Source organism: Ruminococcus hominis (assembly GCF_014287355.1).
GTDB lineage: Bacteria > Bacillota > Clostridia > Lachnospirales > Lachnospiraceae > Schaedlerella > Schaedlerella hominis.
In genome coordinates, this window is sequence record NZ_JACOPE010000001.1 from 3,243,734 (window position 1) to 3,269,763 (window position 26,030).

At 39.0% G+C, this 26,030-nt stretch carries 19 protein-coding genes; 2 read left to right on the plus strand and 17 right to left on the minus strand.

Annotation, left to right across the window (positions count from 1 at the left end; all coding sequences use genetic code 11):
• Positions 1–16: 16 nt before the first annotated feature.
• The 4 genes from H8S40_RS14760 to ileS are packed head-to-tail and all read right to left on the minus strand — an operon-like array spanning position 17 to position 7,484.
• Positions 17–1,003, minus strand: coding sequence for a SpoIID/LytB domain-containing protein (locus H8S40_RS14760; RefSeq protein WP_186865517.1), 987 nt, complete (start codon positions 1,001–1,003; stop codon positions 17–19).
• Positions 1,004–1,058: 55 nt separating this feature from the next.
• Positions 1,059–1,832: a hypothetical protein gene (locus H8S40_RS14765; RefSeq protein ID WP_186865518.1), complete on the minus strand. Its 774-nt coding sequence runs from the start codon at positions 1,830–1,832 to the stop codon at positions 1,059–1,061.
• Positions 1,833–1,849: 17 nt separating this feature from the next.
• Positions 1,850–4,324: a glycogen/starch/alpha-glucan phosphorylase gene (locus H8S40_RS14770; RefSeq protein ID WP_118725208.1), complete on the minus strand. Its 2,475-nt coding sequence runs from the start codon at positions 4,322–4,324 to the stop codon at positions 1,850–1,852.
• A gap of 4 nt (positions 4,325–4,328) precedes the next feature.
• Entirely contained in the window at positions 4,329–7,484 is a 3,156-nt protein-coding gene (ileS, locus tag H8S40_RS14775; protein ID WP_118725207.1) for an isoleucine--tRNA ligase, read from the minus strand.
• A gap of 734 nt (positions 7,485–8,218) precedes the next feature.
• On the opposite strand from ileS, the gene H8S40_RS14780 reads away from it, so the two are divergent.
• Both H8S40_RS14780 and mtnA read left to right on the plus strand, forming a co-directional pair.
• On the plus strand, positions 8,219–9,100 hold the full coding sequence (locus H8S40_RS14780) for an Rpn family recombination-promoting nuclease/putative transposase (protein ID WP_118725206.1): 882 nt from the start codon (positions 8,219–8,221) through the stop codon (positions 9,098–9,100).
• A gap of 45 nt (positions 9,101–9,145) precedes the next feature.
• The gene (gene mtnA / locus H8S40_RS14785; protein ID WP_186865519.1) at positions 9,146–10,195 is read left to right on the plus strand and encodes an S-methyl-5-thioribose-1-phosphate isomerase; all 1,050 of its coding nucleotides are present in this window, start codon (positions 9,146–9,148) and stop codon (positions 10,193–10,195) included.
• A 66-nt stretch (positions 10,196–10,261) separates the two neighbouring features.
• Here the strand turns inward: mtnA and H8S40_RS14790 are convergent, their stop codons facing one another.
• The 13 genes from H8S40_RS14790 to ribD form a co-directional block, all read right to left on the minus strand.
• Positions 10,262–11,704, minus strand: a complete 1,443-nt coding sequence (locus tag H8S40_RS14790; protein WP_186865520.1) for a D-alanyl-D-alanine carboxypeptidase family protein — start codon at positions 11,702–11,704, stop codon at positions 10,262–10,264.
• A 28-nt stretch (positions 11,705–11,732) separates the two neighbouring features.
• Positions 11,733–13,448, minus strand: a complete 1,716-nt coding sequence (locus H8S40_RS14795; protein WP_243238268.1) for an extracellular solute-binding protein — start codon at positions 13,446–13,448, stop codon at positions 11,733–11,735.
• 20 nt (positions 13,449–13,468) lie between these two features.
• A complete protein-coding gene (locus H8S40_RS14800) occupies positions 13,469–15,178 on the minus strand; it encodes a cache domain-containing sensor histidine kinase (protein ID WP_207723273.1) in 1,710 nt (569 codons plus the stop codon).
• Positions 15,150–16,694 (minus strand): response regulator transcription factor, encoded by a 1,545-nt coding sequence (locus tag H8S40_RS14805; protein WP_186865521.1) that lies wholly within the window; start codon positions 16,692–16,694, stop codon positions 15,150–15,152. Before H8S40_RS14805 ends, H8S40_RS14800 begins: the two co-directional genes overlap by 29 nt.
• Positions 16,695–16,817: 123 nt before the next feature.
• Entirely contained in the window at positions 16,818–17,657 is an 840-nt protein-coding gene (locus tag H8S40_RS14810; RefSeq protein ID WP_022076196.1) for a carbohydrate ABC transporter permease, read from the minus strand.
• Complete coding sequence (locus H8S40_RS14815) at positions 17,657–18,499, minus strand: carbohydrate ABC transporter permease (RefSeq protein ID WP_117991816.1); 843 nt, start codon at positions 18,497–18,499, stop codon at positions 17,657–17,659. Before H8S40_RS14815 ends, H8S40_RS14810 begins: the two co-directional genes overlap by 1 nt.
• A gap of 21 nt (positions 18,500–18,520) precedes the next feature.
• Positions 18,521–19,864 (minus strand): ABC transporter substrate-binding protein, encoded by a 1,344-nt coding sequence (locus H8S40_RS14820; protein ID WP_186865522.1) that lies wholly within the window; start codon positions 19,862–19,864, stop codon positions 18,521–18,523.
• Positions 19,865–20,217: 353 nt separating this feature from the next.
• Complete coding sequence (locus H8S40_RS14825; RefSeq protein ID WP_186864359.1) at positions 20,218–21,546, minus strand: IS4 family transposase; 1,329 nt, start codon at positions 21,544–21,546, stop codon at positions 20,218–20,220.
• Between the two features lie 228 nt (positions 21,547–21,774).
• On the minus strand, positions 21,775–22,434 hold the full coding sequence (locus H8S40_RS14830) for an HAD family hydrolase (protein WP_186865523.1): 660 nt from the start codon (positions 22,432–22,434) through the stop codon (positions 21,775–21,777).
• Between the two features lie 13 nt (positions 22,435–22,447).
• Positions 22,448–22,912 (minus strand): 6,7-dimethyl-8-ribityllumazine synthase, encoded by a 465-nt coding sequence (gene ribH, locus H8S40_RS14835; protein WP_436286269.1) that lies wholly within the window; start codon positions 22,910–22,912, stop codon positions 22,448–22,450.
• 41 nt (positions 22,913–22,953) lie between these two features.
• The gene (locus H8S40_RS14840; protein WP_006427674.1) at positions 22,954–24,171 is read right to left on the minus strand and encodes a bifunctional 3,4-dihydroxy-2-butanone-4-phosphate synthase/GTP cyclohydrolase II; all 1,218 of its coding nucleotides are present in this window, start codon (positions 24,169–24,171) and stop codon (positions 22,954–22,956) included.
• 18 nt (positions 24,172–24,189) lie between these two features.
• On the minus strand, positions 24,190–24,843 hold the full coding sequence (gene ribE, locus H8S40_RS14845) for a riboflavin synthase (RefSeq protein ID WP_006427675.1): 654 nt from the start codon (positions 24,841–24,843) through the stop codon (positions 24,190–24,192).
• Complete coding sequence (gene ribD / locus H8S40_RS14850; protein ID WP_186865524.1) at positions 24,825–25,961, minus strand: bifunctional diaminohydroxyphosphoribosylaminopyrimidine deaminase/5-amino-6-(5-phosphoribosylamino)uracil reductase RibD; 1,137 nt, start codon at positions 25,959–25,961, stop codon at positions 24,825–24,827. The genes ribE and ribD overlap by 19 nt, the downstream gene beginning before the upstream one ends.
• Between the last annotated feature and the right edge of the window lie 69 nt (positions 25,962–26,030).

Sequence of the window (26,030 nt, forward strand, 5' to 3'; positions counted from 1 at the left end):
TACCTATTTACTGATTTTATTCCATTGTCTGCTCCACAACTTCCGTCCCTTCATAAAAATACTGCAGAATTTCCCTATACGATTTTCCTTCTTTTGCCATCTGATTCGCTGTCCACTGGCTCATTCCCAAACCATGTCCATTACCGCTTGTTTTAATCTGTAATTCTCCCTTTACATCTTTTATAGAAAATGAACTCGATGGGAGTGACAGTGCTTCTCTAAATTGCTCTCCGCTACAAATGGTATTTCCTATTTTCATCTGCAACACATATCCGGCAGAATCATAAGCTTCTATTTTAAAATCCGAAAACTTATAGAGCTTATCTGCATCCTTTTCTTCCACCGCTTTCAAAAATGGCTGACATTTTTTCTGTACCTCACGATACGATATAGTCCGTACTTGTAGTTCATCCTCTGCCTCTTTATCTTCCGGGCACTCTTTTGCCGTCAAATAAGGATATGCTTCTTGCCCTGTAACTTCCTGATAACTTCTCGTCATTCCGTTACTAGACCGATGAAACGGTACATATGCATACGTCCCCTGATAATACAACACTTGCTTTTTTGTTTCTTCCTCAGCTTGTATAAGCCTCTCATAATAAGAATCATCTTGAGCATTCATCTGCTTTTTTTCTATTTCTTTCGTTGTTAAATATTGTTCCTCGAATACAGCTTCTCTTCCATTTTGTCTTGCATCCTCATTTATCTGATACAATTTTGTCCGCACAACAACCGCCTGCGCCTTTATAAATTCTCTTTCCGCCGAAACCGGTACTTCTGCTGATAGCACTCCTGTGAAATATTCATTCCAGGGAACTTCTATGATTTCTTCCTCGCCTTTTATATCTGCCTGCTTTACTTTTACAAAATTTTGATTTTGGTTCCATTTTGTTTTCATATCCGCCCCATGAATAAACACGGTCATAACATATGGAAATAAAATAAGGATTATGAGGAAATATGCCCAGAATTTTATTTTCCGTTGTATCTCTTCTTTTTTCATCAGAACAGCCCTCCATATCATATGATATGAAGGGCTGTCCTAATATATTCCATATTTAAAGTTCTGTTATTTCATTGTCTGATGCGACCTCATCAGAATCTCCAGTATCTAATGATACTGCTTCATTTGCAATCGGCATTTCCTCTTGCGGTTCTTCTGTCTTTTGCTCTTCCTCTGTATCCTCTGTGGAATCTGCATCATGAGTCTCGTTATTATTGCTCTGCTCGCGATTTCTCATCACAAAGAAGCAAATAGACTCATACAATGGTAAAAGTGCTCCGAGCACCGCATGTGCTACAGCCATATTTCCTGATGTCATATTGCGGTAAATCTGATAATTGACCATTACTCGCAAAGTCTTATAAAGGACCTCATATCCCAAACCTATGGCAAATGCCAGTATGAGCAGCATAATGAGAATTAAAATTCTTCCTGCACTTACATGCATCGTCATGCTAAATATTGCAAGCATTCCGCATAAACACATCACTCCATAGATGACCGAAACCACAACGCCGTACATAAGCGGAATGACTGCAAGCCAGATTCCTGTATCACGCATTGTTTTGTTCTTAAATGTGATATCTCCGCTCAATTTTCCCTGCAGATATATTCTAAAGAATGGAATAAATGCAAGCCATGCATACTCATATCCTCTATGCTTTGCAATTGTATATAATCCTATACCACGAAGGATATAACTTGCAAGGGAAATAATCCCTATCAACAGCATTACAATGATATAAAACATCATTATTCCTATTCCGATTCCTGTAAATGGATCCTCTGCCGGTATGCTGTAGCTGTAACCATAAATATTATTATACATATAAATCGCCTCTTCTTTTATTCAGGCTGTCCAGACGGAACTGTTACTTTCTCCAATTTCCAAATATCTTTTACATACTCTTCAATTGTACGGTCTGATGTAAATTTACCGCTGCATGCAGTATTTAACATTGCCATCTTTGACCATCTGTCCTGATCACGATATGCTTCTTCCACTCTCTTCTGAGCATCTGCATAAGATCTGAAGTCTTTCAGGATAAAGTATGTATCTGCTCTGTCTGTACACTGTGTATTCAGAAGTGAATTGTAAAGGTTCTTATACATCTCATGATCACCCTTTGCATATGTTCCATCCATCAGCTGATCAATAACACGTTTCAACTCCCAATCATTGAAATAAATATCTGTTGGGTTATATCCACCATTGTTTTCATAGTTGATAACTTCTTCTGAGCTCAATCCGAAGATAAATGCATTTTCAATACCAACTTCTTCTACGATTTCCACATTGGCCCCATCCATTGTTCCAAGTGTTGGAGCACCATTCAACATAAACTTCATGTTTCCTGTACCTGAAGCTTCTTTTGATGCTGTAGAAATCTGTTCGCTGACATCTGCTGCCGCAAAAATCAACTCAGCGTTTGATACACGATAATCTTCGATAAATACAACCTTGATCTTTCCGTTGATACTTCTGTCATTGTTTACAACATCTGCAACTGAGTTGATCAGTTTGATTGTCTCTTTTGCTCTCTGATATCCTGCCGCTGCCTTTGCACCAAAGATAAATGTTCTTGGATAGAATGACATCTCCGGATGCTCTTTAATCTGATTATACAGATACATAACATGCAGAATATTTAATAACTGACGTTTGTACTCATGCAGACGTTTTACCTGTACATCAAAGATAGAACGTGGATCTACATCGATTCCATTGTGTTCTTTGATATATTTTGCAAGACGGACTTTATTCTGATATTTGATATCCATAAATTCTTTTCTTGCTTTTTCATCTTCTGCATATGGTTTCAATTTTGAAATCTGTGCAAGGTCTGTAATCCATCCGTCACCAATCTTATCTGTTACCCAGTCAGCAAGAAGCGGATTACCATGAGCAAGGAAACGTCTCTGTGTAATACCATTTGTCTTATTGTTAAATTTCTCTGGCATCATTTCATAGAAATCTTTCAGCTGCTCGTTTTTCAAAATTTCTGTATGAAGTTTTGCAACACCATTTACAGAGAATCCTGCGATGATTGCCATGTTAGCCATACGTACCTGACCATCCCAGAGAATTGCCATCTTACGTACTTTTTCTTCATTTCCAGGATATTTTGCTCTTACTTCATTTACAAAACGGCGATCAATCTCCTGCACGATCTGGTAAATACGTGGAAGCAGTTTAGAGAAAAGGTCGATTGGCCATTTTTCCAATGCTTCTGCCATAATTGTATGGTTTGTGTAAGCACATGTCTTAGTTGTAACATTCCATGCCTCTTCCCATGTCAGACCTTCCTGGTCGATGAGCAGATGCATCAGTTCAGGTACTGCAACTGTTGGATGTGTATCATTCATCTGAATAACAACTTTTTCGTAAAGTTTACGAACATCACTATTTGTTCTCTTATATTTTGCAATCAGCTCCTGCAAACTTGCAGAAATGAAGAAATACTGCTGTTTTAAACGAAGCTCTTTTCCTGCATAATGATTATCATTAGGATAAAGTACTTCAACAATTGTTTTTGCCAGATTTTCCTGTTCTACTGCTTTGTGATAGTCTCCACGGTCAAATGAATCAAGCTGGAAATCAACAATTGCCTGTGCATCCCAGATACGTAATGTATTTACTACATGGTTTCCGTATCCAATGATTGGCATATCGTATGGAATTGCAAGTACTGATTCATAATTTTCCTGAATAAACTCATCACGTCCTGTCTCAGGATTTTTCTCGAAACGGATATTTCCGCCAAAACGAACTTCTTTTGCATATTCTTCACGACGAAGTTCAAATGGATTTCCTTCTTTTAACCAGTTATCTGGTGTCTCCACCTGATATCCGTCTTTAATTTTCTGTTTGAACATTCCATAACGATAGCGAATTCCACATCCGTAAGCAGGGTAATTCAATGTTGCAAGAGAATCCAGGAAGCAGGCAGCCAATCTACCGAGGCCACCGTTTCCAAGAGCTGCATCTGGTTCTTCATCTTCAATCACGTTCAGATCGATTCCCATCTCATCCAGAGCTTCTTTTACTTCTGTATATGCTGTCATATTGATCAGGTTGTTACCCAGCGCACGTCCCATCAAGAATTCCATTGACATGTAATATACTGTTTTTACATTCTCTTCTTCGTACTTGCTCTGTGTCTCAAACCAATCATCCATGATAATATCTTTTACTGCATATGATACTGCCTGGAAAATCTGCTGCTTTGAAGCTTCTTCAATCTTCTTACGATATAATGTTTTTACATTCTCTTTTACTGCCGCTTTAAATGCTTCCTTCTCAAATCTTTTGCTGTACATGGTTTTACATCCCCTCTTTCCAAACTCCCATTGTAACTTGCTCGCCGTTTATCTTCCACTCTTTTACATAACCGGCTGGTTCTGCTTTTGTAACTTCCTCAGCAAGCACTTCACTGCTAATGCTTTCTGCGTATTTAGCAAAAATGCTTTCTGCTTTTTCGCTTCCTGTATAAGTAACTCGGATCTTGTCCATAACTTCAAATCCGGCTTCTTTACGCATTGTCTGGATTTTACTGATAATCTCTCTTACAAATCCTTCCTCAAGAAGTTCTTCTGTCAGATTTGTATCAAGAACTACTGTAATTCCATTATCATTTTCTGATACATATCCTTCAATCTGAGCTGTATCAATCAACAAATCTTCTTTGAACAATGTAATTTCCTGACCATCTACATCCAGATTTAATGAACCACTCGCATTTAATTCATCCATTGCTGCATTACCATCTATTGCATCGAGAGCTTTCTTAATTCCACCCAACATTTTACCATATTTTGGCCCAACTGTCTTTAACTGTGGTTTAAAGCTATATGAAGTAAAGTCTCTTACATCATCTGTAAATTTAACATTCTTTACATTCAGCTCATCTGCAACGATTTCCTGGTAAAATTCAGGTAATGTGAATTCTGCTTTCACAAACATCTGTCCGATTGGCTGACGGTTCTTAATGTTAGATGTATTTCTGCAGGCACGTCCCATTACAACAAGTTTGAGTACATTTTCCATATTTGCTTCAAGCTCTGTATCAATGTAATCCTCATTTACAACAGGATAATCACAAAGATGGATACTTTCTGGAGCTGTCTGATCTACGCTTCTTACCAGATTCTGATAAATCTGCTCTGTCATAAATGGAATCATTGGTGCAGCAACTTTTGAAACAGTTACAAGTGCTGTATACAATGTCATGTATGCATTAATCTTATCCTGTTCCATTCCTTTTGCCCAGAAACGCTCACGGCTGCGTCTTACATACCAGTTACTCATATCATCTACGAAATCCTGAAGTGCTCTTGCACTCTCTGGAATTTTGTAGTTTGCAAGATTGTCATCCACTGTTTTAATCAATGTGTTCAGTTTTGACAACAGCCATTTATCCATAACGGATAACTTATCATACTCAAGTGTATATTTTGAAGCATCGAATTCGTCAATATTTGCATACAATACGAAGAACGCATATGTGTTCCACAATGTTCCCATGAATTTACGCTGTCCTTCCATAACGGCTTTTCCGTGGAAACGGTTTGGCAGCCATGGTGCACTGTTAACGTAGAAATACCAACGGATCGCATCTGCTCCGTACTGCTGTAATGCGTCAAACGGATCAACTGCATTTCCCTTAGATTTACTCATCTTCTGGCCGTTCTCATCCTGCACGTGTCCAAGTACGATTACATTCTGGTAAGGTGCTTTATTGAACAACAATGTAGAAATTGCCAGCAGAGAATAGAACCATCCACGAGTCTGGTCTACAGCCTCTGAAATAAACTGAGCCGGGAACTGTTTTTCAAAAATCTCTTTATTTTCAAATGGATAATGATGCTGTGCGAAAGGCATTGATCCGCTGTCAAACCAACAGTCAATTACTTCCGGTACACGGTGCATTTCTTTACCACACTTTGGACACTTAATTGTTACATCGTCAATATATGGACGGTGCAGTTCAATATCATCAGGACAATTGTCGGACATAGACTTCAGTTCCTCAATACTTCCGATTGAATGCATATGTCCACATTCACACTGCCAGATATTCAGTGGTGTTCCCCAGTAACGGTTACGGCTGATACCCCAGTCCTGAACATTTTCAAGCCAGTCACCGAAACGTCCTTTTCCAATGCTTTCAGGAATCCAGTTGATTGTATTATTATTTGCGATCAAATCATCCTTAACAGCTGTCATCTTGATAAACCAAGACTCACGAGCGTAGTAAATCAGTGGAGTATCACATCTCCAGCAGTGAGGATAGCTATGCTCAAATTTTGGTGCATCGAACAGCAATCCCTTAGCATCCAGATCTTTGAGTACTTCTGGGTCTGCTTTTTTCACAAATAATCCTGCAAATGGAGTGCTGTCAGCCATCTCACCTTTTTCTGTTACAAGCTGTACAAATGGAAGATCATAATTTCTTCCTACATTCGCATCGTCTTCACCAAATGCTGGTGCGATATGAACAACACCTGTACCATCTGTCAATGTTACATATTCATCACATGTAACGAAAAATGCTTTTTTGCGCTGTTTTTCTGCTGCATCTGCTGCACACTGATACAATGGCTCATACTCTTTGTATTCCAGGTCTTTACCTTTATATCTCTCAAGTACTTCATATGCTGCCTGACCTTCTTCTGCCAGACGTCCAAGTACTGTGTCAAGCAATGCCTCTGCCATATAATAAGTATATCCGTCTGCTGCTTTTACTTTTACATAATCCTCTTTTGGATTCACACAAAGTGCAAGGTTTGATGGCAATGTCCAAGGTGTTGTTGTCCATGCAAGAATATATGCGTCCTCATCTTTTACCTTGAAACGAACAACTGCTGAACGTTCTTTGACATCTTTATATCCCTGAGCAACTTCCTGTGCTGAAAGCGGTGTTCCACAACGAGGACAGTAAGGTACGATCTTAAATCCTTTGTAAAGAAGTCCTTTATCCCAGATTGTTTTTAATGCCCACCATTCAGACTCGATAAAATTATTGTCATATGTGACGTATGGTTTCTCCATATCAGCCCAGAATCCAACTGTACTTGAGAAGTCTTCCCACATTCCTTTATATTTCCAGACACTCTCTTTACATTTGTTGATAAATGGCTCCAGACCATATTTTTCAATCTGATCTTTTCCATCCAGTCCAAGCAATTTTTCAACTTCCAATTCTACCGGAAGACCATGTGTGTCCCATCCTGCTTTACGAGGAACTTCATAACCTTTCATTGTACGGTAACGAGGAATCATATCTTTGATTACACGAGTCAACACATGACCGATATGTGGTTTACCATTAGCTGTCGGAGGTCCATCGTAAAATGTATACATTGGACTTCCTTCTCTTTCTTCCATACTCTTCTGGAAAATCTGATTGTCTTCCCAGAACTTTTCAACTTCTTTTTCACGCTCGACAAAATTCATGTCTGTAGAAACTTTCTGATACATGTTATTCTTCCTTTCTTTTAATAATGAAAAAATCCCTCCGTCCTTGTAATAGGACGAAGGGTTAAATCTTCGTTTATAAACCACCTGTTACAACATACTCCAAAGCTTTTCTGCTATGTTCATATGCGTTCCTGTAACGGTGGAACTCCGGCAATTGCTACTCCATCTAATCTATTGATCAATCCGCTGTTTCATCAATTGCAACTCGGAAGTGATATTCAAGAATGTCTTACTCGTACCGGTCTTACACCATCTCCGGCTCGCTGTAACTTTCGGGTATTCCCTACTGTCTTCGTCATCGTTTTTCATAGTTTTTATAAATTTCACAGTGTAAATTATACGGAGAAATCAAGGTTTCGTCAAGGGCTTGACAAGGATATTTGTTGTTTTCCTCGACAAATTTTTCTATTTTTCTTTTTCTGCTTGCCTCATCATCTTTTTTATGCTATTCTGTCCACACACAAATGATATCTACATCATTTGTTTATCTATTATCCAATCGGTTGAACATTTCCTAAGCTCAATACCTTGAGCAGAATATCCGATGAAAAACATTTCAATACAACCTTTATTAAACACATAAGATTTATTTGTTAGTGTTTATTCTAGTTATTTTTCCAATACATATTATAACCCCCTGCACTTCTATTTCTTTAACTTTTATGCTAGAATCATCTTATTAACAGAGTTTTCTTTTTGTTTGAAAAGGTTGCCTCAAAAGAAAGGAAAACTCTATGAACAGAATTCGAAAAAGAAAGGTAAACACACCTGAGAAACCACACAATTTTATAATGCTTCCTACTGTAGATTTTTGTTTCAAAGAACTTATGCAGAATCCAAAGGTTCGTCAGGGAATTATTTCTGCTATTTTAAATGTTCCACCTGACAGAATTCAATATACCAAACTTATGCCGACAATATTACAAAAGGAACATCAAGATGATAAATTTGGTATTTTAGATGTCCGTGTAATGTTAAAAGACGGAACGCAAATAGACCTTGAAATGCAAGTAGCTCTTTTTAATTTCTGGGCGAATCGTTCTATTTTTTATCTGAGCAAGATGTATACATCTCAAATTAAATCTGGTGAGAGCTATGATAAGTTAAAAAAATGTATTCATGTAAGTATTTTAAGTGATACCTATTTTCCAGATGATGAGCGCTGTTACCGACGAATTGCTTTTTGTGACACAGAAACCGGAAAAGTTTATTCCGACCTTATGGAAATGCATATTCTTGAATTATCCAAACTCCCTCCTGAAGACAGGGATGAAAATGGAATTATTCTTTGGATGAGATTTCTCGGTGGAAAGTGCGAGGAGGATTTTGAAAAAATGGCTCAAAAGGATGTATATATTGGTGAAGCATATGAATTATTAAAGAATTTAAGTGCGGATGAAAAAAAGCGACTAGAATATGAATACCGAGAAAAATGTATCCGAGATCACAATGCTGCTATGCAAAGTGCTGCACAGCATGGATTTGAAGAAGGTATTCAAAAAGGAAAATCTGAATTAATACTTAATATGAACGCTGCAGGTTATCCAATTTCTGAGATTTCTAAAATTGCAAATCTAGCCGAAGAAGAAGTGTGGGAAATCTTACAGAAGAAATAATAAAAATAACACTACTATATCTTAAAACATTAGGAGGAGTAAAAGATGAGTGGTATGATCAAACCAGTAGAATGGAAAGAAACTTATGTAAAAGTATTAGATCAAACTTTATTACCTGAAGAAGTGAAATTTATGGAAATCAGAGATGCACAGGTAATGTGGGATGCCATTAAAATGCTCTGTGTCAGAGGAGCACCTGCGATTGGGGTTGGAGCAGGTTATGGCGTTGCAATAGAAATGCAGAAACATGTCAAAGAAAGTACCACTGAATATCATAAAAAATTAAAAGAAACCATCGAATATCTGGCAACTTCCAGACCTACGGCAGTAAACTTGTTTTGGGCATTAGATAGGATGAAAGAAACCGGAGAAAAATATGCTGATGAATCAAATGAGGTGTGCCAGAAGGCATTGGAAGAAACAGCTATAAACATTGAAAAATACGAAGAGAATGCATGCATATCAATTGGTGAAAATGCATTGACATTGTTAAAAGATGGCATGACATTATTGACGCATTGTAATGCCGGTGGACTGGCAACCGTACATTATGGAACAGCATTATCTCCAATGTTATTAGGAAAAGAAAGAAACATTAATTTCAAGGTATACGCAGATGAAACAAGACCTTTATTACAAGGTGCCCGTTTAACAGCATGGGAGTTAAATCAAGCCGGTGTTGATGTTACGGTTATTACAGATAATATGGCTGGAATGGTAATGAAACAAGGAAAAATTGACGCAGTAATTGTTGGCTGTGACAGAGTTGCAGCGAATGGAGATGCCGCAAATAAGATTGGTACATATTCCGTTGCTGTTTTAGCAAAACATCATAATATTCCATTTTATATTGCAGGTCCGGTTTCAACAATTGATATGAACACACCGACCGGAGACGATATCCCGATTGAAGAGCGAAGTGCGGAAGAAATAACCTGTGGTTTTGGCAAGCGAACAGTTCCGGAAGGAGTAAAAGTATATAATCCGGCGTTTGATGTTGTTCCTCATGAATTAATTACTGCAATCATAACTGACAAAGGAATCATAGCAAATCCTGACAAAGAGAAAGTTGCACAAGTAGTAAATGCAAAATAGCACATACCCCATCAGGGGCAGATATGACACCACTCATATCTGCCCCTGATTATTTCTTTATCCGTTTTACCTTCTTCTTCGGTTCTTCCTTCTCTTCCTCTGAAGATGCAGCCAAATTGGTAAAAACACAAACAATATTGCTACTGTAATGCCTCCCATTACAATCAATGGCAGGTACCCTTTCCATGAAATTTCTTCGTCTTTTGCTGCTCCTGTCTGGGTCGATTTCTTCGAATCCTTTTTCTCTGTCACCGCTGCACTCTGTTTTGCTTTGTAAACATCACTTACCTTAACTTTTGCTTTTCCTATAATATTTCCCTGGTAAGTGTATACTGCTGTTGCCATATCGGCATTATTAACATCACTGTCCGACAATTGAATTTCACAGTCCACATTTGTAAAATCAACTGCTTCCGGCAAGATTATGTATGCGTTACTATCTGCAAAACTTTCAATATTCTCCGACTTTGATTGTTCGGACAGCATAACTTTTCGAAAGTTTCCAAATCCATACTCAAACATATTTCTCGTATCTTCATATGCATCCACGCCATAATCCCCAAGCACGACCGCTGCCAGTCTCATATTTCCATTATCCGCCATCGTTACAAGCGTTGTCTTTGACTGGTCTGTATATCCTGTTTTTCCGGCTTTTGCATATGGATAATAATAATAGTTTTCCGGCCAGAGCATCTTATGGTTCTGATCCAGAATACGTTCTTCCTCTACCAGATTTGTCTTGCCTAGTTTATACTCCAATGTCTGCTCGATTCTCTGGAAATCTTCTTTCTGATAGACCGCTGATGCAATCAGTGCCATATCGTAAGCCGTCGTATAATGATTTTCGTCATGAAGACCATTTGCATTAACCCAGTGCGAATTTTTACATCCAAGTTCCTGTGCACGTTCATTCATTAATTCAATAAATCCATCATACCCTATGCCAAGATTTTCCCCGACATTCTTTGCAACAGCATAAGAAACTTCATTTGCTGATGCCAGTAACACCCCATAAAGTGCCTCTTCGAGCGTAATCTCTTCTCCGACACGCATTCCGATATTTGCATCATCCCACTCTAAAAAATTTAAACATTCATCTGTAAATGTAATCTTGTCTGTCAGATTTGCATTTTCCAATGCAACTAATACAGTAAGCAGTTTTGTAATACTTGCAGGATATCGTTTTTCATCTATCTGTTTCCCGTAAAGGACTGCTCCGCTATCAATATCCATGACAATTGCTGATGCCGCATATACATTCGGCCCTGTCGGCCAGTTTTCCAAGGCATTTGTATCTACCGGTGTGTCATAGGATGCCTGTTTTTTTGCAGCCTCCTCGGCTGCGATCTGCTCTTTTGTCTTCTCTTCCAGATTCGCATCTGCGGCTTCTTCTGTTGCCTCTGGATTATTTCCTTCCTCCGCATACACCATTTGCATTGGCTGAGATAATAATAATGCTGTCGTGATTATTCCTATCCCAATTTTTTTCAATATTACTTTTCCCGTCATTTCCCACTCCTGTTAAATCTGAGAACTTTTATTTATTCTTTTCATCATATCCTTTTTGTACTTCTTGAGTCAATTTGTCTCCTCCAGAACTATACCATTCCTGAACAAATTCGTCAAAATACGAGAGTGGCTTTTCTCCACAGACAATCTGTAAAAATGTTGCCTGTTCCAGTTCCTGTAATGACTGCGGAATTTCTCCATCTGCATCTCCCATAGACAATGGCTGGTTTCCTCGTCCTGATTCTGATTTTGCCAACAGAGGTACTGCCTGCATACGGGATGCATAAGATGCCCAGGCAGTTGCTGTCGTCAAATATCCTTTCATATAAGATTTACACGTCTGATAATATGCCTTTTCAATCCCTGTCAGGCTGTTTACTTTTATGGTTCCATCCAAAGCCTGTTGTATATGCTCTGTTGTTCGATATAGGGCATCCCAATAATCTACATTTATATTCATCGGTCTGGCTGTCGGGTCTACATTTAACGAGAAATAATCATTAATCTCAGATGCATTCCGGTCTTGATACCTTGTATAATCAAATAATACACTTATACATTTTCCTACAATTTCCGGATGTTCATATCCTTTTCTCACCACCACATACTGCCAGTCTTTATAAGATTCCAAAGTTTGTAACTGTTTCTTATTTGTCAGCAAATAAGGCTTCCATACAGCGGATTCATTTGCCCGGCTTGTACTGCTCAACGGGTTATTCGGTGCCCACCATTTTCCAAAAACAGCCCCGCAGGTACCATCTGCAATCATCTGATCCAGATTTTCTGTCTTTCTAAGAAGAAATCTAGAGTCAATGATTCCATTTTCATACAACTCATGTAAATATGCCAATGCATCTCTTGTCTGACTTGTCACAGATCCGTATACAACACTGCCATCATCCTGCAAAATCCATTTTCCCGGCATGGAACCCATTTCTGTAAAAATCGGATCAACTCCGTAGGTTGAACTGCTCTCTGACAACAAATCGGTACTGCATGCAATTCCAATTGTTTTGTTATCTCCTGCCATATCCTGTTCTACAAACTGACGAATGATTTCCATCCCCTCATCCATTGTTGTCGGTTCTGCCAGCCCAAGCTCTTCCATCCAGTCACTTCTGAGCCATAAAAGCATTGAGCCATGATCTATCACCGTATCTGGAAATGCGTATAACTTCCCATCAAATGTAGCCGAGTCCAGGACGCTTGTTCCATAGCTCTCATACATTTCCTTAATTCGGTCTGTTGCACATTCCTCATATACGGAGGACAAATCTTCCACCATCCCCCGTTCTACCAGTTGTTTCAATGTGTCCAATCCTTTTACTACAAGAACATCCGGGATTTCTTTATCCTGAATTGCCATTTCTACAGCCTGCTCATAGGTTCTTCCATCCTCCAACTCAAAAACGTCCTTGTTCTGAATATTCAGCAGTTTTTTCAAATATCTTGTATATGCATTATTCTCGTAAGTATCTCCCACCGGAAGGTTTGAATTTTTTGTTCCCACGATTTTCCCAAGTGTATATGTAACGGTTTCCGGATATGCACCGTACGCAGAATGTTCCGCCCGCTCCAGCACCCTCGTCTTTAAATCTTTCTTATTTTGAGCTGCTGATACAGGAAGACAGCACTCTCCTAATAAAGCAATACACAATGCCGTGCATCCTGCAATCACTTTCATTCTTTGTTTATTGGGAAATCTTTTTCTCGCTGTCTTTTTATTATATCTATGGTACTTCATTATCTTCTTCCCTTTCCATCCTAAATTCTTCCTTCGTATTCCATTTCCTGCTTTTCCGAAATCCGAATTTCTACCATAGTTCCTCTTCCTTCTTCACTCACAATTCGCATTGCTCCATTTTCTTTATATAGCAGCTTAATTCTTTCATAGACATTATGAACGCCATAGCCAGGAGACTGAATTCCCAGTATTTGTTCTGCTTTTTCCTGTGGCATCCCATTTCCATTATCCTGAACTTGAAATACAACCTGATTTTCCTTTTTTTTCACACGGATCGTAAGAACTTTTTCTTCTTTTTCCAGAGGATCAAGTCCATGATCTATCGCATTTTCTACAAGCGGCTGTAAAATCAATTTGGGTGTCATGATCTGATAACAGCTTTCATCGATCTCCTCTTCAACCCGAAAACTATTATCATGCATAATTAATTGAATATTCAAATATGCCCTGATATTTCGGATTTCATTTTCAACCGTTGTCATTGTCTCACCACGATTCAAACTGGTTCGATAATATGTAGACAAATCCAAGGTCACTTTACTGATTTCATCCTCTTCTGCCTCTATTGCTTTCCAGTTAATAATAGACAGTGAATTATACAAAAAATGGGGATTGATCTGTGCCTGCAACGCCCTCATCTCCGTATGCTGAAGCTCGATTTTAGCTTCATACACTTCCGATATTAATTTATTTAATTCTTCCATCATTCGTTTAAAAGAACGGATCAGCGTTCCGACCTCATCTTTAGAATCACTATCCACTGTTACTTTACGAAATCCACGGTGGACCTGATTCATATTCTCTGTCAATCGTTCCAGACAAGAAACCAGTCGTTTTGAAAATGCATACCCTAAAACAACCAATAAAACGATACACAATAATATAATCGGAATATTACGCAAACCAAGTATATATGCTGACTTTGTAATAATTTTTTCAGGACGATACAAATAAAAATACCATCCCGTATTTTCCATCTCCTGCCCCATGCACACATAGTTCTTTTGTAAATACTCTAACGACTCCGGCGACTTTGGTCTAAATACTTCATCCATAGAATAACCGGAATATATCACATTTCCGTCTTCATCAAGAATAATCCCTCCTGTATTATTCTTCAGTAATGAAGTAAATGGTTCCAGCATTACAGAATAATCCAGCTTCATTGCAAGCACTGCCGTGATATCATCTTCGTCATAAAACTTTCTTGCAACAACGATTTTCTTATTAACACCACGTTGTACAAACCATTCCAGTATTGAACTGTCAGTTAATTGCTCTGCCCATTCTTCTCCTTGTATTGCTTCCATTGGAACAAGAGATGAACCATGCTCCACATCAATATTTCCCGAATAAATTGTTATCCCCTGAATCTCTTTATGATATATCTGCGGCATTTCCAAAAGTGGATCTACTATATTTCTATACTGAACGTATTTTTCGTAATCACTCTCTCCGGTCTGACTTAAAACATTTCTCAGATTCTGAGAATATGACAAATAATCAATTAGATTCTCATATATCTGAATCTGTCCTTCCATCGTATCTACAGCCTGTTTCAATGAGTTCTGCATACTGCCTGTTTCCTGCTCTCTAAGAGATCTCAACACACCCATCTGCATATATATGACAATGAGTACTACCGGAAGCATCCCTGCCAGCACAATTATAAGTGTAGTCTTATAACGATATTTTAAATCTTTATACTTCTGCTTCAGTTTCCTTATCATCCATCTCTCCTTTTCGACATGACTCAGGTGTACTTCCAAAGAATTCTCTGAAACTTCGACAGAAATATGATGTATTTGAAAATCCTACTTCTCTTGCAATCTGTGTAATCTTCTTTGTCGAATTTTCCAACAACTCTTTTGCCTTGTTCATTCGCACCTCTCGTATAAATCGATTCAGGTTCATCCCCGTCGCTTCTTTAAAAATCGCACTTAAATATCCAGCCGACAAGTATACCTTTTCTGCCAGTATCTCAACATTCAATTCTTTTTCATAATTATGGTAAATATAACTCTTAACTTCTGTGATTTCGCTTCGGAACCCTTCATTTTGTTCTTGTAAATAATTCTCCAGCTCCTGTATCGCAGTGGATGTGATGGACCGCACATCCTGTATTGTCTTGCAATGATATAATTGATCTACTTTTTTTGATAATCCTTTTTCTTCCGATGAAGACATTGCTTCATAAACTTCCTTTAAAATGCTTGAAAAAACAAATTTTGCGTACATTTCCGAATAAGGTTTATCTGTCGTATATTTCTGCTCCAATCGATGGAAATCCTGCCATAAATGTGTAATATCTTTGAACTTAATATCCTCTGATATATTATTTAATATCTCTGAGTCTTCAACAATAACATCTTCTGTTGACTCCACCTTTTTTCCATGTACAAATATATGTTGCTTTGGCTGATAAAATTTTTCTTCCAGCAACTGTTCTAACTGCTGAAATTCCTCTGGCATTTCTTGAATACCGCTTACTTCCCTGCTTACCGCAAAATAGCAGTTTGTATCATAGTGCTGTTGAAAAAAATGATTTAATTGATTTGCCAGTTCTTCATAATCTGCATATTTTTCTCTGAATAAAAATAGTGACTCATTTGAATTCAGATTCAGGTAAAAAAAGTCTCTTTTTAACTTTTCTTTTAAGCTTTCAACAAAATGTTCTTCCTCTGTTTCAAAGAAATGATTGGTACTGCTCGCTATTATCATTCTGATATATGGATTCTTCTCATCTGTCATTTCCTGTGCATACGCCTGGACCTGTTGGTAATCTTCAACATTTCCTTTGTAAAGATAATTTTGAAGAAAATATTTTTTCAGATAATCCCCCTGTCTTGTCTGTTTTTCTTCATCTTCAATCCTGCTTTGGATTTTTCCTTGCACACGTTCAAATGTCTTGTGAAATTCTTTCGGATTGACAGGCTTTAGCACATAATCAACCACCCCATAACGCAAAGCATCTCTTGCATAAGTAAAATCGTTATACCCGCTGAAAATAATAATCTCCAGATTCGGATACAACTCTCTCGCTTTTTCTGTAAGCTCAAGACCATTCATATATGGCATCTTAATATCTGAAAACAGAATATCCACTTTCCGATCCATCAAAATTCCCAGTGCCACTTTTCCATTTTCAGCTTCCAGAATTTCACACTCTGCCCCTTCTCTTTTTAACAATAATTTTATTCCGTTTCGTTCCAGTTTTTCATCATCTGCAATTAATATTGTAACCATACCCACTATTCCTTTTTAACGTCCGAAAACAGCAGTATTTCTTATTCCAAAAAAATACTGCTGTTATCATATAATAAAGTTTCTCTCTTTTATTTTAGTTTATCCATCTTCTTTTTACAAGGTTTAACCTTTAACTGCTCCTGCCACAACACCTTCGATGATGTATTTCTGACAGAATAAATAGAAGATAATAATTGGAACGATTGCGAGTACCAAAGTACCCATCATAGCTCCCATATCAACTGAACCATATCCACCTTTCAGATACTGAACAGCCATCGGAACTGTTTTATATTTTCTTGCATCCAGCACAAGTGATGGAAGCAGATAGTCATTCCAAATCCACATTGCCTGCAAAATTGTGATTGTCACACAAGTAGGTTTTGTAATTGGAAGTACAATTTTAAAGAATGTCTGGATTGGTGTGCAGCCATCAATCATAGCTGCTTCTTCAATTTCAAGCGGAATCGATTTCATGAATCCGGTAAACATAAATACCGACAATCCGGCTCCAAATCCCAGATAAATAATAATGATTCCCCAAGGATTTCCAAGCTTTAACATATTTGCAATTTTTGACAATGTATACATTTCCATCTGGAATGGTACTACCATTGCAAATAAGCACATTACATAAATTGCTTTTGTAACCTTTGTATGTACTCTGCTGATATACCATGCACACATAGAACAGCAAAGAATAATCACTGCCACTGAACCGATTGTGATAAACAAGCTCCATCCAAATGCCTGAATGAGACCTGTCTTTTCAATTCCTCGTACATAGTTCTCCAGTCCGACAAACATCTTGTCTGTTGGAATTTTAAATGGAAATTTACTAATGTATGCTTTCTTCTTGAAAGAGTTAATAAATACAAGTGCTATCGGATAAAGGTATGCCACACTAATGATTGTGAAAATGATGGTCAACAGCCATCCGTGTTTTGCTTTTCTTGTTCCCATTACTGCTGCACCTCCTTCGATGTTGTCATCTTATTCTGAATGAGTGCAATAAGACCTACAATAATGAAGAATACAACTGCTTTTGCCTGTCCAACACCTTCATATCCTGTTCTTCCATAGAATGTATTATAAATGTTCAACGCAAGCATTTCTGACATTTTTGACGGAGCACCATTTGTCAGTGCCAAGTTCTGGTCGAACAGCTTAAATCCATTTGTCAAAGTTAAAAATGTACAAATTGTGATAGATGGCATTACCATCGGAATTGTTACACTTTTTAATATCTGACTTGGACTTGCCCCATCAATTTTTGCAGCCTCAATCAATTCTCCCGGGATATTCTGAATACCGGATACATAAATGATCATCATATAACCTATCTGCTGCCAGCACATCAGAATGACTAATCCCCAAAATCCATACACTGAAGAATATGTCAATGTCTTTCCAACAATTGCCAGAATACCATTTAACAGAAGCTGCCAGATATAACCAAGTACGATACCACCGATTAAGTTCGGCATGAAAAATACTGTTCTGAAAATATTTGTTCCTTTGATTCCCTTGGTCAATAGCAATGCTACCGCAAATGCGATCACATTGATCAAAAGCACTGTCACAATTGTAAATAGTGCCGTATACCATGTGGCATGGAAAAATGTTGAGTCTTCTAAAATTTTCGTATAGTTTTTAAATCCCATAAATTTTGCATCCGTCACGGTTGTGAATTTACAAAAGGATAAATAGATTCCCAAAAGAAATGGTGCTATAAATCCAATTGTAAATGCAACCAATGTCGGGAGTACAAAAACCGGAAAATATTTTTTTATTGCTTTTTCCATAATTTTCTACTCTTTTTTTTATTACTCGTTTGCTGCTGCATATTCTGTTGCCCAGCCATCTACGAATGCTTTCTGTACTGCATCCCACTGTCCTGTTCCCTGTGCATACTCAAGAAGTGCGCTTCCAAGGTCGTTTTTCCACTGTTCTGATGGCATTGTTGTAAAGTTCCAGCTTACAGGTGTTTTTCCTGCTTTTGTATATTCGCTGTTTGCTTCTACGAGTGGATTAGCTGGAAGGTACTCATCAAATGTTGTAAATGGTGTTACAAATCCCATTTCATTTGCCATACCGTCTCTTCCTTCATCGCTTTCTACTACCCACTGTAAGAAATCAAGTGTTGCCTGGATATCTTCTTCAGATGCGTTTTTATTTACACACCAGTAGTTCTCAGATCCTGTACAAAGTCCCTGATCTTCTTCTCCGTCTACACCAATGTAGATTGGAAGCATTCCAAGATCCTCGTCAGCTACTTCATTATCTTTGATATCATTGTAAGCCCATGTACCATTCTGATAGAATACTGCTTCACCAAGTGCGAACTCAGATGCTGCATCATCACCTGTCTTAGATGAGATCATGCTTGGATCGCAAGTAGAATCTTTCAGATACAGATCCCAGATCTGTTTGTAATTATCAAGGTAAGTTCCTTTGATTGCATCTGTTGATGAAATTCCTTCATCTTTGTATTCATAGTAAATTGGAAGGTTTGCAAGATGAGTTTTGAATCTCCAGTCAGAAGAAGAATCCATACCTGCTGATGTAAATGCTCCTTCTACTCCAAGGTCATCTTTATGTGCCTGAATTCCATCTGCAACTTTCTTCAATGCATCGAAGTTATTCAGATCATCAATTGATGTAATCTCTGCATCTGGTAACTCGAAATATTTATTCAATAATGCTTTGTTGTAAATCAGACCATATGTCTCGATTACGTATGCAATACCTTTTACTTCATCACCATCTTTAAGTGCATAATCATCGCTCTGGAGGTCTTTGTAAATTGCACTGTCTGATAAGTCATAGCAGTAATCTTTCCATGTAGCCAGTCCAACCGGTCCATTTACCTGGAACAGTGTAGGAGCTTCGTCTTTTGCCATCTCTGATTTTAACTGTGACTCATATGTTCCGGAAGCTGCTGTCTGTACATCTACCTGTACACCTGTCTCTTCTGTATATTTCTCTGCCAGGTCTACCCACTGATCTGCCTGCTCTGGTTTGAAGTTCAAATAATAAACTTTTCCTTTTGCATCGCCTTTTGCACTTTTTGAACCTTCGTCGCTACTTCCTGTGCTTCCGCATCCTGCGACCATTCCACCAACCATTGCTGTACAAAGAAGCATAGCAATTATTTTTTTCTTTTTCATAGTTCTTGTCCTCCTTTTTTATCGCTTTCAATTTGATGATTACATTATAAAAAAAACTACACTTTTAAGATATGATAAAAATTCCAGAAACATGTTCAATTTTCATGAAAAATAATAAAAAAAATAGGCAGTACCGGATAGGGACGGGGTTTGGAGCCAATGGGGACGGAGTCAATAACATTTAGTTAAGCTTTTTTCATCATAGTATGAACCTATTGAAGTTCTCTTCCCTAAGCTTTTAAAAAGTATTATTATCATAAAAGTAGATGATTTTTATAAGAAAATATTTTTTTGCACCATAATCAGGCAGAGCCTTGCTTCTGCCTGATTAATACAATATAATATATCTTGTGTTAAGCTCTATTGTTTAACGGCTTTACAGTTTGTGATCTGACCTGTCGAGCGGTCTGTTGTTTCACCCTAATAGCTGTTTGATGTCGTAGCATTAGAGCTTTTACTATATCATTCGTCATTCGATGTTTTATGAATCTTCGTGCAATAGGAAGAACATCTTCAAAGGATATTTTGTATTCATATTTCCTTTTTTTCTTTCCTTGCTCTTTCTTTTTTTCTTCTGTAGCAAAGGTGTGAAGAAGTGAGGCAAAGTTATACATAATAAGTTTTGCATATACTTCTTGAATAATCAGTTCCCGATTAACCGAATGTAAATACACTAGTGAAAGCGCATATTTTAAGCGTCGGAAAGAAGTTTCAATAGACCATCTTTTCCAGTAAAGTTCTCGTAGATCCAGTGCAGAAAAATTTTTTAATGGTAAATTAGAAATCAAATATTCGTAGTTTCCATTTTCAAGTTGTATACAGGTGCATCGAATTTTCATGGTATATACACTTTTCTTATCATCAATCGGAATCGGCTCGAAGGTTCTTTTATTTTTTACTATTTTCATTTTATCCCCATGACAAAGATGCTTGTTTTTTTTCGATCTTGTTACGTCCAAAACAATCTCTCTATCTGATTCTGTTTCAGCTGGCAAAATATCTTTCAGAAAAGCAGATGGTGCAGACGGAGATTTCCAGCGAATGAGAAAAAATTTCTTTTTTTCAATTAAATGAGCCATTGTGTTTAGCGAGGCATATCCTCTATCTGCGATAAGTATCGTATTTTCTGGCAGATTACAGTGATCGACCATATGACAGAAAGCCTGTGTTTCATTCATTTTAGGGCGTGGTTGGGTAACAGCAGTAATATACCTGTTTTCACAGATATCAAACAAAGTGTTCAAATGCATCTGAAAAAACACATTGTCACTTCGAGCCTGTTTTATACGATATTCAAAATCATTTTTATTAGTAGGAAGATTAATATCAGAACCATCTACTGCAACAAGATGAAACCCTTTATACGTTTTGGTAAAAGGAATTTTTTCATTAAAAGATTTTAAAAGATACGGGAAAAAATCAGCAATTAGTTTTTTTCGCTGTTGTGTGAAAGCTGATTTAGATGGAACTTTCTTGTTTTGGGACATAAAAAAGTTAAATAATTCTGTATTTGTCCTATTCATGGTGAGGCAGAGAGTAGATTTTACCGTGTCAGAAAAAGGACAGAGTCTGTGTCTGGTCATATCTGAACCTGGAGTATTAACATACAAATGAATATTTTTCTCTGCTGTTTCAAGAACAGAGAAGAAACGTTTTCGAATAGTTGCTGGTGTCATGTACATGTGTGGTACCTCCTTGAAGTAAAAATATATCTAACTTCAAAGGGCACCTTACTGATTATAATAATCAGTAAGGTGCCGCACATTTTTACGATTTTGTCAACTATTAATTGAAAAAAGCTTAACTAAATGTTATTGGGACGGAGTTTAGTGGCTTTTTTGCATAGCGAAAAAGCCACTAAACTCCGTCCCCATTGGCTCCGTATCCCGATAATAACCTTCACGCTATTATCACAGTTTCCTCTTATATATGATTTCAGCTATCTCTTCTACGGATTTAACCAGGTAATCTGCCCCATCCAGTTCTCCCTTCTCACCATAACCATACAGACATCCGATAAACGGACTTTTACAGGATCTGGCACATTCCAAATCCTGTCTTCTGTCTCCGATCACCAGATAAGGTCCCGGATAGTCCCGGATAACTCCCTGCACGATTCCCGTCTTAGGGCAGAAACCATATGATTCACAGTCATAAAACCGTTCAAACCATCTTTCCATCCGGAATTCTTCCCAATGTGCTTTGCGATATGCCGCCTTACAGTTGCTTAAGATCACAAGATGATATCCTCTGTTCTTCAAAGCTGTGAGCATCTCTTCCGCTCCCGGATACCACACTGCCCGGTGCTTCCTGATCTGCCTGACCATGGAATCTCCCACGATCGCACTCGCCTGATCTTTGTATCTCTGGTCCAATTCCGGCAGAAATGTATCCCACATTTCTTTGCTGTTTAAGCCCAGCCATCCTGTGATCTGTGCCGTCTCTATCTTCTGTTCCTCTACAACATTCTGTTCTGCCAACCACTGATAAGCTTCCCTGAACGCCGGTTCATAGATTCCAAGAGTATTATGTATCGTTCCATCATAATCAAAAATGATTGTTTTCACCATCGGCTGCACCTGATTAAAGCTGCTTCATTAGATTTACCATCTCAATTGCGGACAATGCACAGTCATATCCTTTATTTCCTGCTTTACTTCCTGCACGTGCGATAGCCTGTTCGATATTCTCTGTTGTGATCACTCCGAATAATACCGGAATTCCTGTTGCAAGTTCAACCTGCGCGATTCCTTTGGCCGATTCATTACACACCAGATCATAATGGGAAGTATCCCCGCGGATAACTGCTCCCACGCAGATGACTGCATCATACTTTCCGGACTGTGCCATCTTCTGTGCAGTCAGCGGAATCTCAAATGCTCCCGGTACCCATGCAGCCGTAATGTTCTCTTCTTCTACCCCATGTCTTACCAGCCCGTCGACGGCTCCGCCCAATAACTTATTCACAATGATCTCATTGAATCTGGCCGCCACGATTCCGACTTTCATTCCCTCAGGTGCTACTACTTTTCCTTCTACTAAATTGATCTGTCTCATGATTTCTTCCTCCTGTTATTCATTAAATCTTTTTATAATTCTATTTCTTTGAAAATGTGTCCCATCTTTTCCTGTTTTGTCTTCATATATTTCAGATCATACTTCTGCGGTGGAATCTCCAGCGGTACTCTTTCATTGATCTTCAGTCCAAACCCACCAAGTCCATAGACTTTGTCCGGATTATTGGTCAGAAGTCTCAATGACTTCACTCCGAGATCCGATAATATCTGCGCTCCGATCCAGTACTCTCTGAGATCCGGTGCAAATCCCAACTTTACATTAGCCTCTACCGTATCATATCCCTGCTCCTGCAGTGCATATGCCTTGATCTTATTGAGCAGCCCGATTCCTCTGCCTTCCTGCCTCATGTAAAGAATGATCCCTCTGCCTTCTGCTTCTACCTGACGCATCGCTGTCTGAAGCTGCAGACCACAGTCACATCTAAGCGAGCCAAATGCATCACCTGTCAGGCACTCCGAATGTACCCTGCAAAGTACATCTTCACCGTCTCCGATATCACCTTTTACCAGTGCAAGATGATGTTCTCCTGTAATATCATTGATATATCCGTGAAGTCTGAAATCTCCATACTGCGTCGGAAGGTCTGCAACCGCCTCTTCTTTTACATGTTTTTCATGGATTCTCATGTAATCCTGAAGATCACGGATCGTAATAAATGTAAGATTATGCTCTTTTGCAAGTTCCCACAACTGTGGTGTACGCATCATTGTACCATCTTCTTTCATAATCTCACAACACACGCCGCATTCTTTCAATCCAGCCAGTCTCACCAGATCAGTCGTTGCCTCTGTGTGTCCGTTCCGCACCAGGACTCCGCCTTTTCTGGCAATGAGTGGAAATACATGTCCCGGTCTTCTGAAATCTTCCGGCTTCGCATCTTCATCCACACATTTCATGATTGTATAGGAACGTTCTGCTGCCGAAATACCTGTCGTCGTATCAACATGGTCCACTGCAACGGTAAATGCTGTGCTGTGATTATCGGTATTCTCCGCAACCATCGGTGGAAAGTTAAGCCTTGCTGCAATTTCCGCACTCATCGGTGTACAGATAAGCCCTTTCGCATAAGTCGCCATAAAATTGATATTCTCCTGTGTTGCAAACTCTGCTGCACATACCAGATCCCCTTCGTTCTCTCTGTCCGGATCATCTGTAACCAGAATAACCTTTCCTTCCCTCAGATCCCTTAGTGCCTCTTCGATTGTATTGTACTGATTGTTTTGTGACATTCTATTTATCCTCCTGTTCTAAAATCCGAATTCCTGCAAAAATTCCATCGTAATTCCGGATTCTTTTTTCTCTTCTTCACTCTTTCCAAGGCCTAACAGCCTTTCTACGTATTTTCCGATCACATCATTCTCCAGATTCACTGAATCGCCCGGTACTTTTTCCAAAAGCGTCGTTTCTTCTCCTGTATGCGGGATAACCGATACCTGAAATCCCTCTTCCTCTACTTTTGCCACCGTCAGGCTGATGCCATCTATACAGATGGAGCCTTTTTCTACGATCAGATGTAATATCTGCGGCGATGTTCCAATAGATACCCAGATGGCATTCTCCTCCCGGGTCAGAGACCGGATCACACCGGTTCCGTCAATATGACCGCTTACGATATGTCCTCCAAATCTTCCGTCTGCAGCCATTGCCCGTTCCAGATTCACCTGACTTCCGACTTTACAGCTTCCCAGACTGCTTCTCCTGATGGTCTCTGCCATCACATCTGCAGTAAATCCATCCGGCTGAAGTGATGTAACTGTCAGACACACTCCATTGACTGCGATACTGTCACCGATCTTCGTTCTTTCCAATACCTTCTTCGCCTTGACTGCCAGAACTCCCGACTCTCCGGTCAGCTGCATATAGCGGACCGATCCTTTCTCTTCTACGATTCCTGTAAACATGGCCCCTCCTGTTCTTTTTCACATACCTGACAGATTATCCTGATGTCTTCACCGATCCGGCAGATATCCGTACATTTCAGTTTCAATGCTTCTGATGGAAGTCCGATGCCGACTCCTTCCACCGGTGTCTTACTGTTCTTTCCGCCAAATAATTTTGGTGCGATAAAACAGTGTACCTCTTTTACAATTTCTGCCCGCAGTGCACTGTCGTTCAGCGTGCCCCCGCCTTCCAGCAGAATGCTGTCAATGCCCTCATTTCCAAGATATGTCATCAGCTTTTTAAGGTCTATCTGACCTTTTTCATCCGGACAGCAGACAGTATCCACGCCTTTCGCATGTAACCGTTCTATTTTTTCTGTTATTTCTTCGTTCTCTTCCCGTCCTGCATAAGCCACGATTGTCCGGTACTCTTTTGCGCTTCTTACGATCTGGCTGTCAAGCGGTATCCTAAGACTGCTGTCGCATACTATTCTGACCGGACTTTTCCATCCTTCTACCCGGACATTCAACATCGGATCATCCGCAAGTACAGTCCCGATACCGGCCATAATACCCATATACCGGTGCCGCATATGCTGCACTTCCTGTCGGGCCGGTTCTCCTGTGATCCACTTCGATGCACCCGTCTTTGTCGCAATTTTCCCATCCAGTGTCATGGCATATTTCATCACTACATACGGTGTCTTCGTCGTAATATAATGGAAGAACACCGGGTTCAGATGGTCACATTCTTCCCGCATAAAATCCTGAACTACTGTAATTCCCGATTCACGCAATATCTGTGCACCTTTTCCTGCCACCTTTGGATTCGGATCCCTGGAACCAATCACCACTTTTTTAATCTTCTGTTCTATGATCGCTTCCGTACACGGCGGTGTCTTGCCATAATGACAGCATGGTTCCAGCGTAACATAGATTGTCGCACCCTCTGCCGATTCTGTAAGCGATGCGATTGCATTGCGCTCTGCATGAAGTTCTCCGCATTTTTTATGATAACCTTCCCCGATGATCCGGCCATCTTTTACGATCACCGCACCTACCATCGGATTCGGATTCGTCCATCCTTCTCCCTTTTTTGCAAGCTGGATTGCCCGGAGCATGTATTCCTGATCCGTCATTTCTCTTCCTTCTTTCTTAGTTATACAAAAACCCCTGCAGGATACCTACAGGGGAAATGATCTGTTACA

Excerpts from the sequence above, each read along its gene's own strand:
- H8S40_RS14760 (WP_186865517.1), bottom strand. The coding sequence starts at position 1,003 with ATGAAAAAAGAAGAGATACAACGGAAAATAAAATTCTGGGCATATTTC.
- H8S40_RS14765 (WP_186865518.1), bottom strand. The coding sequence starts at position 1,832 with ATGTATAATAATATTTATGGTTACAGCTACAGCATACCGGCAGAGGAT.
- H8S40_RS14770 (WP_118725208.1), bottom strand. The coding sequence starts at position 4,324 with ATGTACAGCAAAAGATTTGAGAAGGAAGCATTTAAAGCGGCAGTAAAA.
- ileS (WP_118725207.1), bottom strand. The coding sequence starts at position 7,484 with ATGTATCAGAAAGTTTCTACAGACATGAATTTTGTCGAGCGTGAAAAA.
- H8S40_RS14780 (WP_118725206.1), top strand. The coding sequence starts at position 8,219 with ATGAACAGAATTCGAAAAAGAAAGGTAAACACACCTGAGAAACCACAC.
- mtnA (WP_186865519.1), top strand. The coding sequence starts at position 9,146 with ATGAGTGGTATGATCAAACCAGTAGAATGGAAAGAAACTTATGTAAAA.
- H8S40_RS14790 (WP_186865520.1), bottom strand. The coding sequence starts at position 11,704 with ATGACGGGAAAAGTAATATTGAAAAAAATTGGGATAGGAATAATCACG.
- H8S40_RS14795 (WP_243238268.1), bottom strand. The coding sequence starts at position 13,448 with ATGAAGTACCATAGATATAATAAAAAGACAGCGAGAAAAAGATTTCCC.
- H8S40_RS14800 (WP_207723273.1), bottom strand. The coding sequence starts at position 15,178 with ATGATAAGGAAACTGAAGCAGAAGTATAAAGATTTAAAATATCGTTAT.
- H8S40_RS14805 (WP_186865521.1), bottom strand. The coding sequence starts at position 16,694 with ATGGTTACAATATTAATTGCAGATGATGAAAAACTGGAACGAAACGGA.
- H8S40_RS14810 (WP_022076196.1), bottom strand. The coding sequence starts at position 17,657 with ATGGGAACAAGAAAAGCAAAACACGGATGGCTGTTGACCATCATTTTC.
- H8S40_RS14815 (WP_117991816.1), bottom strand. The coding sequence starts at position 18,499 with ATGGAAAAAGCAATAAAAAAATATTTTCCGGTTTTTGTACTCCCGACA.
- H8S40_RS14820 (WP_186865522.1), bottom strand. The coding sequence starts at position 19,864 with ATGAAAAAGAAAAAAATAATTGCTATGCTTCTTTGTACAGCAATGGTT.
- H8S40_RS14825 (WP_186864359.1), bottom strand. The coding sequence starts at position 21,546 with ATGTACATGACACCAGCAACTATTCGAAAACGTTTCTTCTCTGTTCTT.
- H8S40_RS14830 (WP_186865523.1), bottom strand. The coding sequence starts at position 22,434 with ATGGTGAAAACAATCATTTTTGATTATGATGGAACGATACATAATACT.
- H8S40_RS14840 (WP_006427674.1), bottom strand. The coding sequence starts at position 24,171 with ATGTCACAAAACAATCAGTACAATACAATCGAAGAGGCACTAAGGGAT.
- ribE (WP_006427675.1), bottom strand. The coding sequence starts at position 24,843 with ATGTTTACAGGAATCGTAGAAGAGAAAGGATCGGTCCGCTATATGCAG.
- ribD (WP_186865524.1), bottom strand. The coding sequence starts at position 25,961 with ATGACGGATCAGGAATACATGCTCCGGGCAATCCAGCTTGCAAAAAAG.